Genomic DNA, 17484 nt, shown 5'->3' with positions numbered 1-17484 from the left:
AATGTTACTTGTAATCGATAATAAAGACTCATTTACGTATAATATCGTGGACTATCTCAAACAATGTTATACAGGGACAATCAAAGTGGTTGATGTGGATGAGATTGATATAGACAAGCTCATCAATATGAAACCATTGGCGATTATCATATCGCCAGGACCAGGAACGCCGTCAGATTATCCGATTTTAAATGAAGTCATCACACAATTTATGAATAATGTACCAATTTTAGGGGTATGCTTGGGATTCCAACAAATTATTACTTATTTTGGGGGACGTATTGTAAAGAATCATAAGCCTATCCATGGCCATACAACTTCAATTACCCACACGGGCAAAGGTATTTTCAAAGATTTACCAAAATCATTTAATGTAATGCGTTATCATTCATTAATGGCAGACATACATACATTTCCTGTTGAGCTAAATGTCACAGCAACCAATGATAAAGGAATAATTATGGCCTGTGAGCACCGAAAATATGCTATTTATGGTGTCCAATATCATCCTGAATCGTTTTTGAGTGAATATGGTATCGAACAAATTAAATTATTTATTGAAAGTGTGGAGGCGCATCATGCAAGTAAAATTTAATTACCAATATTATATAAATGAAACACAAACCGAAACGTATCAATATCTATTTAAAGAATGTTTGAGTAAAAAAATAGCATATCAAATGCAGGACGTTGGAGAAGTCATTCGATTTGCTGAATTACATCAAAGTAAAGGTAAATATGTGGCGTTATACTTACCATATGAAGCGGCAAGTTATTTTAATAATCAGTTAGTAACGATAACGCCTAAAGGTATATTTGTGTATGCTGCTGCATATGTATTTGAATCAGTACACGATGACTTAAATGAACAAGCTTTGGCATATCAGCGTAAATATAATTTTAAATTTCAATATAGACATGCGCGCATGATTGATCATATTAAACAAGTGCAAAAAGCGATTGTAGAAGGTAATACATACCAAGTTAATTATACAACCAGATTGAGTGATGACGTAAAAGGGCCGATTTCTGAACTTTATCATGTACTTCAGGGCGGAAATCATGGTCATTATTCTGCTCTGATTGATACAAAAGAAGTTCAAATAGCATCATTATCCCCAGAGCTATTTTTTCAATTTGGCCCATTTAAAAATCAATCCAATATTGTATTAAGTAAGCCGATGAAAGGAACAATAGCCAGAGGAGAAACAGAATTAGAAGATAAGGCACATTTTGAAAAACTTAGAAACTCTACCAAAGATAGAGCAGAAAATGTCATGATTGTTGATTTATTACGGAATGATATAAGTAGAGTAGCCAACACTGGCACAGTTAAAGTATATCAACCGTTTCATATTGAAAGGTATCAAACGGTGTATCAAATGACATCTATGGTTACTGGGCAGTTAGCAAACCATGTGAGTTTAGCGCAAGTATTAGAAGCTATTTTCCCTTGTGGTTCAATTACCGGCGCGCCGAAAGTAAACACAATGAAATATATTAAACAATTAGAGCAAACACCAAGAAATGGCTATTGCGGAACTATTGGTTTATTGTTACCTGATGGGAAAGCTATTTTCAATGTACCTATTCGTACGATTCAATATATTAATGGGAAAGCTGTATACGGGGTTGGTGCAGGTATTACCATTGATTCCAACCCAGAATCTGAAGTGCAAGAATTCATCGATAAGACTAAAATTTTGGAGAGATTATAATGCAGTTATTTGAAACATTACGATTAGACTCAGGCAAATTTTTAAGGTTGAGATATCATTTTGACAGGATAAAACATTCAGCAAATCAATTTCAAATGACATTCGATGATGATCAATGGCATGAAACGATTTCTGAAATTAAAAACCATTATTTTACAGGGACGTATAGAGTGAAAATTATTTTATATCCCAATGGCATTTTTAAATATGAAGTTGCTGAATTACCTCAAAAAGATAGCTTTACAGCAAAAATTGTACCATTAACCCAAATTCAAGATAAACGCATACTTACGAATAAAACGACAAATAGAGATCATTTAGCACATAATCATGAAACTGACCTCATTTTACTTTATGACGAATCAGGAAAAATATTAGAATTTGATATTGGAAATATTATGATCAAAGAAGGAGATCATTATTATACGCCAGTATTTAATGATGATTTTTTAAAAGGATGTAAGAGACAAGAATTAATAGATGAAGGTGAATTAATAGAAAAAGATTATAGTTTGGCAACATTTAAGCAAAAGTTAAGGCAAAATCAAATTCAAGTTTTTCTGATAAATAGTTTAAGAGAGGTTGCCGATGTTGCAATAAATCTATAGAATATAGAAAGTATAAGAAAAATATAAATTTTAATTCTAATAATTGTGATAAAACGTTATTGCGATAGTGTTTGATATCCATAATTGAATGTATCAAATATGCTACACATAGATATAGTTTAACTGTAAGTTATGAAGTAAGTTAAACAAAGTTATATGCGTCTTAAAAATCTAATGTCAGCAAGCGAGGCAAAATAATGATATGGATTTGGATTTTATTAATTATTACGCTAATCGGCCTTACAAAATGGTATGTAACCTATTTAATGAATCACCATAAATATTATATTACTAAGTTAGTCATCACTATTTCATGTGCTATTCAATTTATATTTATCTATGGTTTAGTTAAAGAATTAATACGCTACTTAATACAAATATTAAATGTATTTTATCGATAGACACAATAGATGAGGTGAATTTATGAAGATATATAGTCAAGGTGACCAAGCAATTGTGGTTTCTATAGAAAAGGAAGTTTCCAAAGATTTAACTGATGATTTACTCGCATTAAAAACATATCTTATTAATAAAAATTATCCTTTTATTACAGAAATTGTACCAACAGAGTCGGATATGATGATTTGTTATGATGCTAGAGATATGATTAAACATCACAATATAAAATCACCTTTTTTATATATGAAAGCACTTTTGCAATCTGTTCAATTAGAGATAAAACATGTAGAAGAAACACCCTCACCCATTCAAATACCTGTAGTATATGGTGGAGACTTTGGACCAGATTTAGCATCCTTGCTAAAATATTATAAAATGGATTTCGACAAATTTGTAAAATTACATACAAATTCGAATTTTTTCGTATCAATGATGGGCTATTCTCCAGGATTTCCGTATTTAACAGGGATGGATAAACGCTTATTTGTCAATCACACAGGTGGCAAAAAAGCATTTATTCCTGCAGGATCAGTGATTATAGAAGGTAAGAAAACTGGCATTACTACAATTGATACTTATGGTGATTGGCTAGTGATAGGCTACACACCAGTAGAATTATTTAATCCACATCAAACAGATTTTACAACTTTAAAATTAGGGGATAATGTGCAATTTCAAGCTGTGTCAGAGGATGCATTGGATTTAGGAGGATTTAAACCATGTCAATCATAATAGAAAATGAAGGATTGTTCTCAAGTTTTCAAGATTTTGGGCGTATCGGTTATGAGCACAATGGTGTAATCCCTAGTGGTGCTTTAGATCCATTATCACATGAAATTGCAAATCGATTAGTAGCCAACGATAAACATGAAGCTACTTTAGAAATGACCAATAGAATGGCAAGTATTCGTTTTACTGAACCTACTTTAATTGCATTAAGTGGTGGCAGTTTTAAAGCTAAAACTGCTAATTTAAAAGTTTTACCCAATAAACTTTATTTAATGGAAAAAGGTGATGTACTCGAGTTTACAGAAACTTCACGGACATCAAGAGTCTATTTAGCCGTTGGTGGAGGATTCGAGCTAGATGAATGGTTGGGTTCTACTTCAACTGATTTTATGTCTAAACTTGGTGGTTTTCATGGGCGCAAACTAGAAAAAGGTGACGAAATCAATATGAAACGTGATTATACAGAACGTCACCATAAACTTTTTGAAAATCTTGAACATACACATCAGACTGACTGGGGCATAGATGGCTATGCGCTTTCTTTTAATTATATGTCAGATGTATTTCATGTCATTAAAAATAAAGGAACAGAAGATTTTAATCAAAATGCTTTAAATCGTTTTACTTACGGGGAATATAAAGTGACAAGTAAAGCGAATAGGGTAGGTATGTATGTCGAAGGCCAACCTGTTAAAGCATTTTATGAAGATATGCCCGCACATCAATCTGTACAAATAGGAACAATTCAAGTTAAGAGAGATGGTACGCCAATTATTTTGTTAAATGATCATTACACGTTAGGGAGCTATCCACAAATAGGGACAATTGCCAGTTATCATTTAACTAAGTTAGGTCAAAAACATCCTGGTACTAAATTGAAATTTCAATTTATAGATGTTGAAACTGCCGAAAAGAACTTAATAAAATATACTAATTGGTTAAACCAATTGTTTCATGGTATCGAGTATAGAATGCAATTAGAAATGTTAAAATAATGTACACGATTAGAGAATGAAGTGTATGTGTGTATAGCAAAATGTTACGAGCATTAGCATTTAAAATTAATAATCAGTTAATCTATAAAACATTATTATATTAAGACGCTTTTGAGCTAAAGAATCTTAGAACAAATAAAAGTGTCTTGGACGAGTAAAAAAAGGCAATTTCTATTGAAATATTATAGAAATTGTCTTTTTCAATATTGTTTTATTTATAGTTAGCTCATTGAGTTATTACTTGAGTTTCTATAGATTTATATCTCAAGCTGCTTTTTTATGTTGGATGATTTTTATAATATGTCTGTTGCTTTCGACAAATACTTAAGTAAAATATAGTTCTAAATTAATGTATACAATACATGGTCAATGATTATTCGAAAAGCGTTCAGCTATAGCAATTATTTCGTAGATTTACTTTTGGTCTTTCGTATTTATTATCAACAGCATGAATGTCGGATATGATAAGATTTAGTAATTACTTAAGTCATTCTGTATAATTTAACCTTTATTTAAATAGGTCCAAGGCCTGATTAATTTATAAAATAGAACAAGTATAATTATAAAGGAAATTTAAATTTTAACCTTATTTTAATCGCGTATTCATAATAGGTTAATGATACCTTCATAAAACGGTTAAATCAGCTTTTTAAATTAAAAAAAGTGTGTTTTTACTTGATATTAGTCAAGAATTGCTTTATATTTATTAATTGAACTATAATCGTTTTATTACAATGATATTACAGAGTGAACGCAGTGTAAAAACGATGTAAAACATAACAAAACGCATTAACATAATTTACATTACAACAAATATAATTTTTCACAAAAGAACTAATAAAATTCATTGAAAATAAAAAATTGCTACTTTATAAAAATAAATTAGTGACATAAGAAAAAAAGATGTGTTTTAAAAGAAAATACAGGAGTTACCGTGTTTTTTAACTTAAATTTTAACTTTCGCAAATAACGATAAAGATGTTGGTAGAAATTATCACTTACGCGCTAACAACGGGTACAAAGCATTTAATCTAGCTAGGTATTAGCACAAACTTTTATTAATTTATATCGGGGGAACAGACATGAGTCTACACAAAAAGAAACTAACTCTTTTTGCGTTTTTTATTTTAACTGTTATAACAGTTACTGCTAAAACGTATTTTTCATACTATGTTGACTTTTCTTTAGGTGTTAAAGGGTTAGTTCAAAATTTAATTTTATTAATGAATCCATATAGCTTAATTGCATTAGTATTGAGTATTTTCTTATTCTTCAAAGGTAAGAAAGCATTTTGGTTTATCTTTATAGGAGGTTTTATTTTAACCTTCTTATTATACGCAAATGTTGTATATTTCAGATTCTTCTCTGATTTCTTGACTTTTAGTACATTAAATCAAGTAGGAAATGTTGAATCAATGGGTGGCGCTGTATCAGCTTCATTTAAATGGTATGACTTTGTTTACTTTATCGATACAATCATTTATTTATTTGTATTAATCTTCAAACAAAAATGGTTAGATAAGCGTGTGTTTAGCAAGAAGTTTGTTCCAGTAATCATGGCAGCGTCTGTTGCATTATTCTTCTTAAACCTAGCTTTTGCAGAATCTGATCGTCCAGAATTATTAACGCGTACATTCGATCATAAATATTTAGTGAAATACTTAGGTCCATATAACTTCACAGTTTATGATGGTGTAAAAACGATTCAAAATAATCAACAAAAAGCATTAGCAAATGAAGATGATTTGACAAAAGTTTTAAATTATACGAAACAAAAACAAACACAACCAAACCCAGAATATTTCGGTGCAGCAAAGAAAAAAAATGTGATTAAAATACACTTAGAAAGTTTCCAAACTTTCTTGATAAACAAAAAAGTAAATGGCGAAGAAGTTACACCATTCTTAAATAAACTTTCTTCTGGTAATGAAGATTTTAGATATTATCCGAACTTCTTCCACCAGACAGGACAAGGTAAAACTTCAGACTCAGAATTCACTATGGATAACAGTTTATATGGTTTACCGCAAGGTTCGGCATTCTCACTTAAAGGGGATAACACGTACCAATCATTGCCAGCTATTATGCATCAACAACAAGGATACACATCTAGCGTAATGCACGGTGATTATAAAACTTTCTGGAACCGTGACCAAGTATACAAACATTTTGGTGTAGATAAGTTTTATGATGCAACATATTTTGATATGTCAGAAGAAAACCAAGAGAACTTAGGTCTGAAAGATAAAGAATTCTTTGATGAATCAGCTGATTATTTAGCGAAGGAAAAAGAACCTTTCTATAGTCACTTAATAACGCTAACAAACCATTATCCGTTTACATTATCTCCAGAAGATGCATCAATTGATAAACCAAATACTGGTGATTCAACAGTTGACGGTTATGTTCAGACAGCGAGATATTTAGACGAATCGTTAGAACAGTTTGTAAATGAATTGAAGAAAAAAGGTATCTATGATGATTCCGTTATTATGATTTATGGTGACCATTATGGTATTTCTGAAAACCATAATAAAGCGATGGAAAAATTATTAGGTGAAGACATTACACCAGCTAAGTTTACAGATTTAAACCGAACAGGCTTCTGGTTGAAAATACCTGGTAAAGAAGGTACTGTTGATAAAACTTATGCTGGACAAGCAGATGTAATGCCAACATTACTACATTTAATGGGTATTGATACTAAAAATTATCTCATGATGGGTACAGACTTATTGTCAAAAGATCATAATGACACAGTACCGTTTAGAAATGGTGACTTTGTAACGAAAGATTACAAATATGTAAATGGTAGAATATATGATAATAAAAATAATGAGCCAGTTACAGAAAAACCAAGCGATTTTGATAAACGCAAACAACAAGCTGAAAAAGACTTGCAAATGAGTGATGACGTCCTAAACGGTGATTTATTGAGATTTTATGATAACCCTGACTTTGATAAAGTGAAACCATCAAACTATAAATATGAAACAGGTCCACAAGGACAAGAGAAAAAATAATTAATACTTTAGCCCTAATCCATTATTTAAAATGGATTAGGGCTTTTTTATATATGTAAGAGTATTGAATGGTATTTTATGATGCGCATGATGATTGTATTGAATTATTTAATATGAGTGAACTTTAAGCAGGGTAGGATAGCAGATTAGTACATATCCAGAGCAAACATGCACATTATAAAAAAGAATGCTAAAAAGGCTAGAACATAAATCCCCATTCTCAAAATGAGATTGTTTGAGACATTTAGTTCTTGGACAAATGTGACGTATTTTGGCGAGACGCTTGAGTGAATAGGAGAAGCTGAAGACTACAGGCTGAAGCTGTTCCCCTAAGAAAGTGAATCACCAATATGAAGTATTGAAAAAATAGAAGCACTCAGATGAATTGAATTAAATCATCTGAGTGCTATTTTCTTGTATTTACCCCAAAATCTTTGTTTTGAACTTGAGACGATTGTCTCGGCTTCATCATTTTTTATTTAAAAAATGGATTCAAGTTATTTCTTTTTCTTTTACCTTTTATCCAAGTGCAACGTCTAAAATCATCATGATAGTAAAACCTAGCATTAAACTTAATGTTGCTAAATCAGTATTATTACTAGCTTGAGAGTCTGGTATAAGTTCTTCTACAACTACAAATATCATCGCTCCAGCGGCAAAGGCGAGTGCGTATGGTAACATAGGTGTAATGAACAGTACTGCAGCAGCACCTATAGTAGCAAATATGGGCTCAACAATTGCAGATGCTTGACCATAATTAAAAGCTTTCCATCTTGAAGCCCCAGCTGCTCTGATAGGCATAGAAAGCGCAGCACCTTCGGGAATATTTTGAATCCCGATACCAATTGCCAAACCAAGTGCGCCTAAGAAAGTGGCTTGTCCATTACCGGCTACTACACCACCAAATGCTACACCAATAGAAAGCCCCTCTGGTATGTTATGGAGTGTAATAGCCAATACAAGTAATGTATTTTTATTGAGTTTTTTTGTTCCTACACCTTCTTGGTATTGGTTAGTGTCTTGGGTGTTTGGGTGAATGTGTGGGATAATTAAATCTAACGCGCGTATAAAAAAACCGCCCAATAAAAAACCTATTGCTGCTGGTAACCATGCAATAGATGAACCTGAACCATAATCAATAGATGGTTGTAATAGAGACCAGAAACTGGCAGCAATCATTATGCCTGCAGCAAAACCTTGCATTGAGTTCAGTATTTTATCATTAACTCTTTTAAATATAAAAACTGCAGCAGCCCCTAATGCAGTCAATAACCAAGTGATGATACCGGCGATGAGTGCTTGGATAAAAGGAGGTAAGTCTTGAAAAAAATCTGACATAAGCTACGCTCCCTTGTATCATTTGAGTTCAAAAAGGTGTATAATATATAGAACTGAAATTAAGTTTAACAGAATTAATTATAATTTTCGATATTAAAAAGGATGTTGGACGATGGAAGCCTACAAAATTGAACATTTACATAAATCATATGCCGATAAAATCATTTTTGATGATTTGCATCTGTCTATTTCTGAAGGAGAAAAAATAGGTCTTGTAGGTATTAATGGTACAGGCAAAAGTACTTTGTTAAAGGTAATCGCTGGTTTGGATGAAGACTTCGAGGCAGAGGTTTCACATCCTAATGCATATCGCATACGTTATTCGTCTCAAAAACAAGAATTTGAAGAAAATTTAACGGTTTTTGAAGCGGTATTAACGTCAGAGACAAAGACACTTCAAGTGATACGTTCATATGAAGCTGCTGTAACAAAATATAGTGAGACACAGAATGAGACAGATTTTCAACAGATGATGCAAGCACAAGAAGCAATGGATACATATCAAGCTTGGGATTATAGTGCTGAAATCAAAACTATTTTATCAAAGCTAGGCATCAATGATACGACTAAAAAAGTGAGAGAACTTTCGGGTGGCCAACAAAAACGAGTTGGTCTTGCTAAAACACTTATAGAGCAACCAGATTTATTACTCTTGGATGAACCTACGAACCATTTAGATTTTGAGTCAATTAGTTGGCTAATTAATTATGTTAAACAGTATCCACATACAGTGCTGTTCGTAACTCATGATCGTTATTTTTTAAATGAAGTATCATCTCGTATTATTGAATTAGATCGTGGGAAATTAACTACTTATCCCGGTAATTATGAAGATTACATCGCACAACGCGCTGAAAATGAATTCGTAGAGCAAAAACAACAAGCGAAACAACGTGCATTATATAAACAAGAATTAGCTTGGATGCGTGCAGGAGTTAAAGCACGTTCTACTAAACAACAAGCACGAAAAAATAGATTTAAAGATTTAGAACATGATGTAAAAAATCAGCAACAACAAGATAAAGCCTCTTTAAATCTTGCATATTCACGTTTAGGTAAACAAGTTTTTGAACTTGATAACGTGTCAAAACGCATCGGCGATAAGGTATTATTTGAACACATCACAGAAATTATACAAAATGGACAACAAATTGGTATCGTTGGACCAAATGGTGCCGGTAAAACAACATTATTGAATATTTTGAATGGTGATGACCAAGCGTTCGAAGGGGCATTGAAAGTTGGTCAAACTGTTAAAATTGCTTACTTCAGACAGACTGAAGCGCGCTTAGATCGAGACATCAGAATGATCGATTACTTGCGTGAAGAAAGTGAAGTAGCTAAAGAAAAAGATGGAACTGCTGTTTCTGTTACACAGTTGTTAGAACGCTTTTTATTCCCTAGTGCAACGCATGGAAAAAAGGTGTATAAATTATCTGGTGGAGAACAAAAAAGATTGTATCTATTAAAATTATTAGTACATCAACCTAATGTTCTATTATTAGATGAACCGACGAATGACTTGGATACAGAAACTTTAACCATTTTAGAAGATTATATCGCTACTTTTGGTGGTACAGTCATCACGGTGAGTCATGATCGATACTTTTTAAATAAAGTTGCTCAAGAATATTGGTATATTCATGATGGCAAATTAGAACGTATCATAGGAAGTTTTGATGACTATGAAGCATATAAAAAAGAGATAGATAAACGCCAAATGCAAGAAAAGCAACAATCAAAAGTGAAACCAGCATATGCAAAGAAAAAGAAAAAGGGTCTATCATATAAAGAAAAACAAGAATATGAAACAATTATTGCGCGTATTGAAACAACCGAACATAGATTAGAAGAGATCGAACAAGAAATGGTTGAAGCAAGTTCTGATTACGCTAAAGTCAAAGAATTAAATGAAGAACAACAAAATCTTAATACGTTGTATGAAGATGATATAACAAGATGGAGCGAGCTTGAAGAATTAAAAGAACAATGAGGGATTATATAACATGGAAGCAACATTATCACATTATTTTGGCTATGACACATTCCGTCCAGGTCAAAAAGAAATAATAACTAAAGTAATGGATCATCGTAATGTGCTTGGCGTTTTACCAACTGGTGGGGGAAAATCAATTTGTTATCAAGTGCCGGGATTAATGCTAGGTGGTACCACAATCGTAATCAGCCCATTAATTTCACTTATGAAAGATCAAGTTGATCAATTGAAGGCCATGGGGATTCGCGCAGCATATTTAAATAGTAGTTTGACACAAAAGCAACAAAAAGATATTCAAACACAACTGAAAAGTGGGGAAATCCAATTTTTATATGTTGCACCAGAACGTTTTGATAATGCCAATTTTATGCGCTTATTACAGCAGTTAGATATACACTTAGTTGCGTTTGATGAAGCTCATTGTATTTCAAAATGGGGACATGATTTTAGACCAAGTTATCAGGAAGTCATCCATAAAGTTTTTGCACTACCACAAGATTTTTCAATTGTAGCATTAACAGCAACGGCAACAATCGAAGTACAAAAAGATATTATGGATCGCTTAAACATCGATAAACACGATGAAATCAAAACAAGTACGAAACGACGAAATTTAATATTTCAAGTTAATCCAACGTATCAGCGTCAAAAGTTCGTATTAGAATATGTTAAAGATCATCAAAAAGAAGCAGGCATTATATATTGTTCGACACGTAAACAAGTAGAAGAACTACATGAAGCATTAGAAAACAATAAAATTAGCAGCACAATATATCATGCTGGTTTATCCAATAAAGAGCGGGAAGCAGCTCAAAATGATTTTGTATATGATCGTGTGCGTGTCGTAGTTGCAACGAATGCATTCGGTATGGGGATTGATAAATCTAATGTGCGCTTTGTGATTCACTATAACATGCCTGGTGATTTAGAATCGTATTATCAAGAAGCGGGTCGTGCAGGTCGTGATGGACTGAAAAGTGATTGCATCCTTTTATTCAGTGATAGAGACATTGGTTTACACCAATATTTTATTTCATCTTCAAAAGCAGACGATGATTACAAAGAAAAAATGGGTGAAAAATTGAATAAAATGCTACTATATACGAAAACTAAAAAGTGTCTAGAAGCAACACTCGTACATTATTTTGAACCCAATGAAAAACTAGAAGAGTGTGAGCAATGTAGTAATTGTGTTAGAGAAAATAAAACATATGACATGACGAACGAAGCGAAAATGATCGTAAGTTGTATTGCACGTATGAAACAGCAAGAAAGTTATAGTGTCATTATTCAAGTTTTAAGGGGTGAAGACTCTGATTATATTCGCTATTGTGATTATAATCAATTGTCCACACATGGCATTATGAAAAACTATACGACATCTGAACTCAGTCATCTTATGGATGAATTGCGATTCAAAGGATTTTTAAATGAGCATGATGAAATATTGATTTGCGATGTATCTGTAAAGGAATTGCTAAATAATCAAATTTCAATTTATACAACACCATTTAAACGTAAATCAAAAGAAAAAGTTAACATCAATACCGTAGAAGGCGTAGACCGTGCCTTATTTGATGAATTAGTTGCCGTGCGTAAACAATTAAGTGAAAAATTAACTATTCCACCAGTAAGTATTTTTTCAGATTTTACTTTGGAAGAATTTGCCAAGAGAAAACCAGAATCAAAGCAAGATATGATCTTAATTGATGGTGTCGGAAGTTATAAATTAAAACACTACTGTCCAATATTTTTAGAAACAATACAATCTTATAAAGCTCAAATTTAGTTGAGCAAATAATTGTTTTTAGAATATATAATCTCATATACTTAATTTTAACGGTATTAGTATTTTACATTGAAATAATTGCGATAAATACGAAGTTAATTTGACAACTATTAATATACTATACAAGTACAAATGTAATAGTGATATTGATCGGTTTCAATTAACTTCGTTTTTGTTTTATCTAACTATGTTCAAAAGGGTTAAATGATACATAAATCGGTTATGTGTTAACTATGTGAATTTTTTTAAGTGATAGTAAAGGCAATGAAAAGAGTGAGGGTGAAAAATTGATAGAATTTAAAAATGTAATCAAACGTTATGGGGATAAAAAGGCTGTAGATGATCTTAGCTTTAATATAAAAGAAGGTGAGTTTTTTGTTTTAATCGGACCTTCAGGTTGTGGTAAAACAACGACATTAAAAATGATTAATCGTTTAATTTCATTAACAGAGGGATTTATTTATTTTAAAGGTAAACCAATTAGTGACTATCCAGTATATGAAATGCGTTGGGATATTGGTTATGTCTTGCAACAAATTGCATTATTTCCACATTTAACAATAAAAGAAAATATTGCACAAGTACCACAAATGAAAAAATGGAAAGACGTGGATATTGATGAACGTATAGATGAGTTGTTAAATATGGTTGGCTTAGAGCCAGAACTTTTTAAAGATAGAAAACCAGATGAACTATCAGGTGGGCAACAACAACGTGTTGGTGTGGTGCGTGCATTAGCCGCAGACCCACCAGTTATATTGATGGACGAACCTTTCAGTGCATTAGATCCAATCAGTCGAGAAAAACTACAAGATGATTTAATAGCATTACAGCAAAAAATAAAGAAAACAATCGTTTTTGTAACACATGATATACAAGAAGCGATGAAACTTGCTGACAGAATTTGTCTATTAAACAAAGGACATGTAGAGCAAATAGATACACCTGAAAATATGGTTAATCATCCTAAAAGTGATTTTGTAAAACAATTTGTTGGGGATAAATCACTTAAAATAGAAAAAGATATTAAACTATCAGAACTTATTGGAGAATTAACGATTGATGAACAGGCAGCTACCAAGGGCTATCCTATTGTTAACAGCGACGTCTCTATTAAAAACATTTATAGTGATTTAGCTAATCATGATGCTATCATTATTAATGATGAATCGACTGCTACTCAACATGTGCTTAAACGCGAAGATATGTTTAAATATCTATCCGAGCATACAGGGGGTGGTCAAAGATGAATGAATTAATAAATACACTTTCAGATCGAAAAGGACAATTGTTAACTACGATATTTGAGCATATCCAAATATCATTTATTGCATTGCTCATTGCAGCAGTAATTGGAGTACCATTAGGTATTTTGCTCACGAAGACACGTAAGATTTCTGAAATTGTGATGAATATTGCGGCAGTACTACAGACAATACCATCATTAGCATTGCTTGGTTTGATGATACCACTGTTTGGTATTGGTAAGGTACCAGCAGTGATTGCGTTAGTAGTATATGCATTATTACCGATATTAAGAAATACATACACTGGTATCAATGAAGTGGATAGCTCATTAATTGAGGCAGCTAAGGGTATCGGTATGAAGCCAGGAAGAAGATTAACGAAAGTGGAATTACCCATAGCTATGCCAGTAATTATGGCAGGTGTTAGAACAGCTATGGTATTGATTATAGGGACTGCTACATTAGCAGCTTTAATTGGTGCTGGTGGTCTTGGTGATTTGATTCTTTTAGGTATAGATAGAAATGACACATCATTGATCATTATTGGAGCGATTCCCGCAGCTTTATTAGCAATTCTTTTTGATTTAGTTTTACGGTATATGCAAAAGCTGTCCTATAAAAAGTTACTTATTTCTCTAGGTGCAATTATTATAATTCTGCTATTAGTGATTATTGGACCAATGTTTGCTCAAAAAGGAGATAAAATTACATTAGCAGGTAAACTTGGGTCAGAACCATCTGTAATTACAAATATGTATAAAATTTTAATTGAAGAAGAAACAGATGATACAGTAGATGTTAAAGACGGCATGGGGAAAACTTCATTCCTATTTAATGCTTTGAAATCTGACGATATAGATGGCTACCTTGAGTTTACAGGTACTGTACTTGGAGAGTTAACAAAGGAAGATTTGAAATCTAAACAAGAAAATAAGGTATATCAACAAGCAAAATCAAGTTTAGAAGATAAATACGATATGACTATGTTAAAACCAATGGAATATAACAATACTTATTCATTGGCAGTTAAAAAAGATTTTGCGAAAAAACATAACCTTAAAACGATAGGTGACTTAAACAAAGTAAGTGACCAAATTAAGCCAGGTTTCACATTAGAGTTTAATGATCGTGGTGATGGTTATCCAGCTGTTAAAAAAGCATATGATTTAGATTTTGGAGAAGTTAAGACGATGGAGCCGAAATTAAGATATCAAGCAGTTGAAAGCGGAGATATTAACTTAATTGACGCATATTCAACAGATGCCGAATTAAAACAATACGATATGGTTGTTTTAGAAGATGATAAAAAGGTATTCCCACCATATCAAGGTGCACCTATGTTTAAAACATCATATTTAAAGGAACATCCTGAAATCAAAGCACCACTTAACAAATTAGCAGGTAAGATATCTGATGAAGATATGCAACAAATGAATTATGAAGTTACAGTGAAAAAACAAGATCCTTATGAGGTAGCTAAAAACTATTTAGAAAAACATAATTTAATTGATTAATTCATAAGACAATACGAGTTTAACAATGTGTTTTACTATGTTAAAGCACACATTAAGTTGAACTCGTATTTATATTTGATTAAATTCTCACTTCAAAAAAAGTTACATTGATTTTCAATGGAAATAAGGTATATAATGGTTACTAAGTTTTGAAATTTCTGTAAATTTAAGGAGGCCCGAATCAACAATGAAAAAACAAATAGAACAATTATCAGCATATCAACCAGGTTTATCACCAAGAGCACTAAAAGAACAATACGGGATTGAGGGTGAACTTTATAAATTAGCTTCTAATGAAAATTTATATGGACCGTCACCTAAAGTGAAAGACGCAATCACGCAGCATTTAGATGAATTGCAATTTTATCCTGAAACGGGTTCTCCGTTAATTAAAGAAGCAATAAGTGAGCATTTGAATGTTGATCCAGCACGTATTTTGTTCGGTGCAGGATTAGATGAAGTGATATTAATGATTTCACGTGCTGTTTTAACTAAAGGAGATAAAATTGTTACAAGTGAAATGACTTTTGGTCAATATTATCATAATGCCATAGTAGAAGCAGCAGATGTTGTTCAGGTACCACTAAAAGATGGTGGGTTTGATTTAGAAGGCATACTTTCTGAAGTTGATGATAACACTAAACTTGTATGGCTATGTAACCCTAATAATCCTACTGGCACATATTTTACACATGATGAATTGCAACGTTTCTTGTCACGTGTGCCTCAAGAAATACCAGTAATTATAGATGAAGCTTATGTTGAATTCGTGACAGCTGAAGACTTTCCAAATTCATTAGCACTACAAGAGCAATTTTCCAATGCTTTTTTACTTAGAACGTTCTCTAAAGCATATGGATTAGCAGGTATGCGTATTGGATATGTGGTCGCTGCTCAAGAAGCAATTGAAAAGTGGAATATTATACGACCACCATTTAATGTAGGACGGTTATCAGAACACGCTGCACTTGCTGCATTAGAAGATCAAGCGTATTTAGATTCTATTCGTGAAAAAAATGCTCGAGAAAGAGCAAAATTCTTTGATTCAGTTAGTAGTCATAAATTAAATCCAAGCCAAACGAACTTCATTTTTGTGAATACGTCACGACCTCACGAATTGTATGAAGCATTGTTAAAACAGGGGTGCATTACAAGAGAATTTCCGAATGGTGTCAGAATTACGATTGGCTTCCCTGAGCAAAATGATAAAATGATCGAAGTATTAAATAACTTTGATTTATAACAAACATCATTTATAACGTTCAATAAATTAAAATGTATAAAGCTTGAACTATATAACGAAAATATTTAATTTATATAGTATATTATGATAGGCTTATGTACAATTTTGGTTTCATTGAACGTTTTTTGCTATACTAATAATGATAAACAGGGTCATGTTGTCAGATGATTAATGTAATCATGCGTGATCATTGTTAGTGAATGAGAACTTAAAAGGGAGTAGAGTATGAGATGACTAGAAAATCAATTGCTATTGATATGGACGAAGTACTTGCTGATACAGTAGGTGCACTGATTGAAGATGTGAACAAACGTACAGATTTAGGTATAACCTATGATATGCTGGACGGTAAAAAATTACGTCACGCAATGCCCGAACATGATGGCTTATTGCATGAAATTTTACGCGAACCAGGTTTTTTCAAAAAATTAAAAGTGATGGCACATGCTCAAGAAGTTGTGAAAAAATTAACTGAATACTATGATGTTTATATTGCTACTGCTGCAATGGATGTTCCTACATCATTTCATGATAAATATGAATGGTTAAGAGAGTATTTTCCATTTTTAGATCCACAGCACTTTGTTTTTTGTGGGCGTAAAGATATCGTAAATGCAGACTATCTCATAGATGACAACCCTCGTCAGTTAGCTATATTTACAGGTAAGCCAATCATGTATACTGCGTCTCATAATGTAAACGATGATCGTTTTACACGTGTAGATAACTGGTATGATGTTGAAAAGTATTTCTTAGGTGACCGTGATTACGATATATAAATTTAATGACATGAACGTGTCTTTGTGTGTTTAAATATGTGATTTTAATGATGCTATACTTAAAATGTGCAGAATCTTGAAAATCCATGAGTGAGCGGGCGATAAG

At 32.3% G+C, this 17484-nt stretch carries 14 protein-coding genes; 13 read left to right on the top strand and 1 reads right to left on the bottom strand.

Annotation, left to right across the window (positions count from 1 at the left end; genetic code table 11):
- Position 1 precedes the first annotated feature (1 nt).
- The 7 genes from HMPREF2586_RS07330 to ltaS all read left to right on the top strand — a co-directional run bounded on the left by HMPREF2586_RS07330 (position 2) and on the right by ltaS (position 7472).
- Positions 2–595 carry an anthranilate synthase component II gene (locus tag HMPREF2586_RS07330; protein WP_070657638.1) on the top strand — a complete coding sequence of 198 codons (594 nt, stop codon included), beginning with the start codon at positions 2–4 and terminating at the stop codon, positions 593–595.
- The gene (locus HMPREF2586_RS07325) at positions 579–1718 is read left to right on the top strand and encodes a chorismate-binding protein (protein WP_070657642.1); all 1140 of its coding nucleotides are present in this window, start codon (positions 579–581) and stop codon (positions 1716–1718) included. Before HMPREF2586_RS07330 ends, HMPREF2586_RS07325 begins: the two co-directional genes overlap by 17 nt.
- On the top strand, positions 1718–2326 hold the full coding sequence (locus HMPREF2586_RS07320; protein WP_046207391.1) for an aminotransferase class IV: 609 nt from the start codon (positions 1718–1720) through the stop codon (positions 2324–2326). The genes HMPREF2586_RS07325 and HMPREF2586_RS07320 overlap by 1 nt, the downstream gene beginning before the upstream one ends.
- 197 nt (positions 2327–2523) lie before the next feature.
- Positions 2524–2727, top strand: a complete 204-nt coding sequence (locus HMPREF2586_RS12640; protein WP_071562148.1) for a hypothetical protein — start codon at positions 2524–2526, stop codon at positions 2725–2727.
- A 22-nt stretch (positions 2728–2749) separates the two neighbouring features.
- Entirely contained in the window at positions 2750–3457 is a 708-nt protein-coding gene (locus HMPREF2586_RS07315) for a 5-oxoprolinase subunit B family protein (protein ID WP_046207392.1), read from the top strand.
- A complete protein-coding gene (locus HMPREF2586_RS07310) occupies positions 3445–4449 on the top strand; it encodes a 5-oxoprolinase subunit C family protein (protein ID WP_046207393.1) in 1005 nt (334 codons plus the stop codon). The genes HMPREF2586_RS07315 and HMPREF2586_RS07310 overlap by 13 nt, the downstream gene beginning before the upstream one ends.
- A 1082-nt stretch (positions 4450–5531) precedes the next feature.
- Entirely contained in the window at positions 5532–7472 is a 1941-nt protein-coding gene (gene ltaS, locus HMPREF2586_RS07305; RefSeq protein WP_046207394.1) for a polyglycerol-phosphate lipoteichoic acid synthase LtaS, read from the top strand.
- A 519-nt stretch (positions 7473–7991) separates the two neighbouring features.
- On the opposite strand, the gene HMPREF2586_RS07300 is transcribed toward ltaS, so the two are convergent.
- Positions 7992–8810 carry a ZIP family metal transporter gene (locus tag HMPREF2586_RS07300; protein ID WP_046207395.1) on the bottom strand — a complete coding sequence of 273 codons (819 nt, stop codon included), beginning with the start codon at positions 8808–8810 and terminating at the stop codon, positions 7992–7994.
- 112 nt (positions 8811–8922) lie between these two features.
- On the opposite strand from HMPREF2586_RS07300, the gene abc-f reads away from it, so the two are divergent.
- From abc-f to HMPREF2586_RS07270, 6 genes are all read left to right on the top strand, one after another.
- Complete coding sequence (abc-f, locus tag HMPREF2586_RS07295; RefSeq protein WP_070657645.1) at positions 8923–10803, top strand: ribosomal protection-like ABC-F family protein; 1881 nt, start codon at positions 8923–8925, stop codon at positions 10801–10803.
- 13 nt (positions 10804–10816) lie between these two features.
- The gene (recQ, locus tag HMPREF2586_RS07290) at positions 10817–12595 is read left to right on the top strand and encodes a DNA helicase RecQ (RefSeq protein WP_046207397.1); all 1779 of its coding nucleotides are present in this window, start codon (positions 10817–10819) and stop codon (positions 12593–12595) included.
- 287 nt (positions 12596–12882) lie between these two features.
- Positions 12883–13845, top strand: a complete 963-nt coding sequence (locus HMPREF2586_RS07285) for an ABC transporter ATP-binding protein (RefSeq protein ID WP_064209522.1) — start codon at positions 12883–12885, stop codon at positions 13843–13845.
- Entirely contained in the window at positions 13842–15356 is a 1515-nt protein-coding gene (locus HMPREF2586_RS07280) for an ABC transporter permease/substrate-binding protein (protein WP_070657647.1), read from the top strand. Before HMPREF2586_RS07285 ends, HMPREF2586_RS07280 begins: the two co-directional genes overlap by 4 nt.
- Positions 15357–15543: 187 nt before the next feature.
- Positions 15544–16599 (top strand): histidinol-phosphate transaminase, encoded by a 1056-nt coding sequence (gene hisC, locus HMPREF2586_RS07275; RefSeq protein WP_046207400.1) that lies wholly within the window; start codon positions 15544–15546, stop codon positions 16597–16599.
- Positions 16600–16829: 230 nt separating this feature from the next.
- Complete coding sequence (locus HMPREF2586_RS07270) at positions 16830–17378, top strand: 5' nucleotidase, NT5C type (RefSeq protein WP_070657649.1); 549 nt, start codon at positions 16830–16832, stop codon at positions 17376–17378.
- Positions 17379–17484: the final 106 nt, after the last annotated feature.

Origin of the sequence: Staphylococcus sp. HMSC034G07 (genome assembly GCF_001835975.1) — a bacterium.
In the GTDB taxonomy this organism is placed as follows: domain Bacteria; phylum Bacillota; class Bacilli; order Staphylococcales; family Staphylococcaceae; genus Staphylococcus; species Staphylococcus ureilyticus.
Note: the sequence above shows the minus strand (reverse complement) of the source record. Positions and strands in the feature narration are given on the sequence as shown.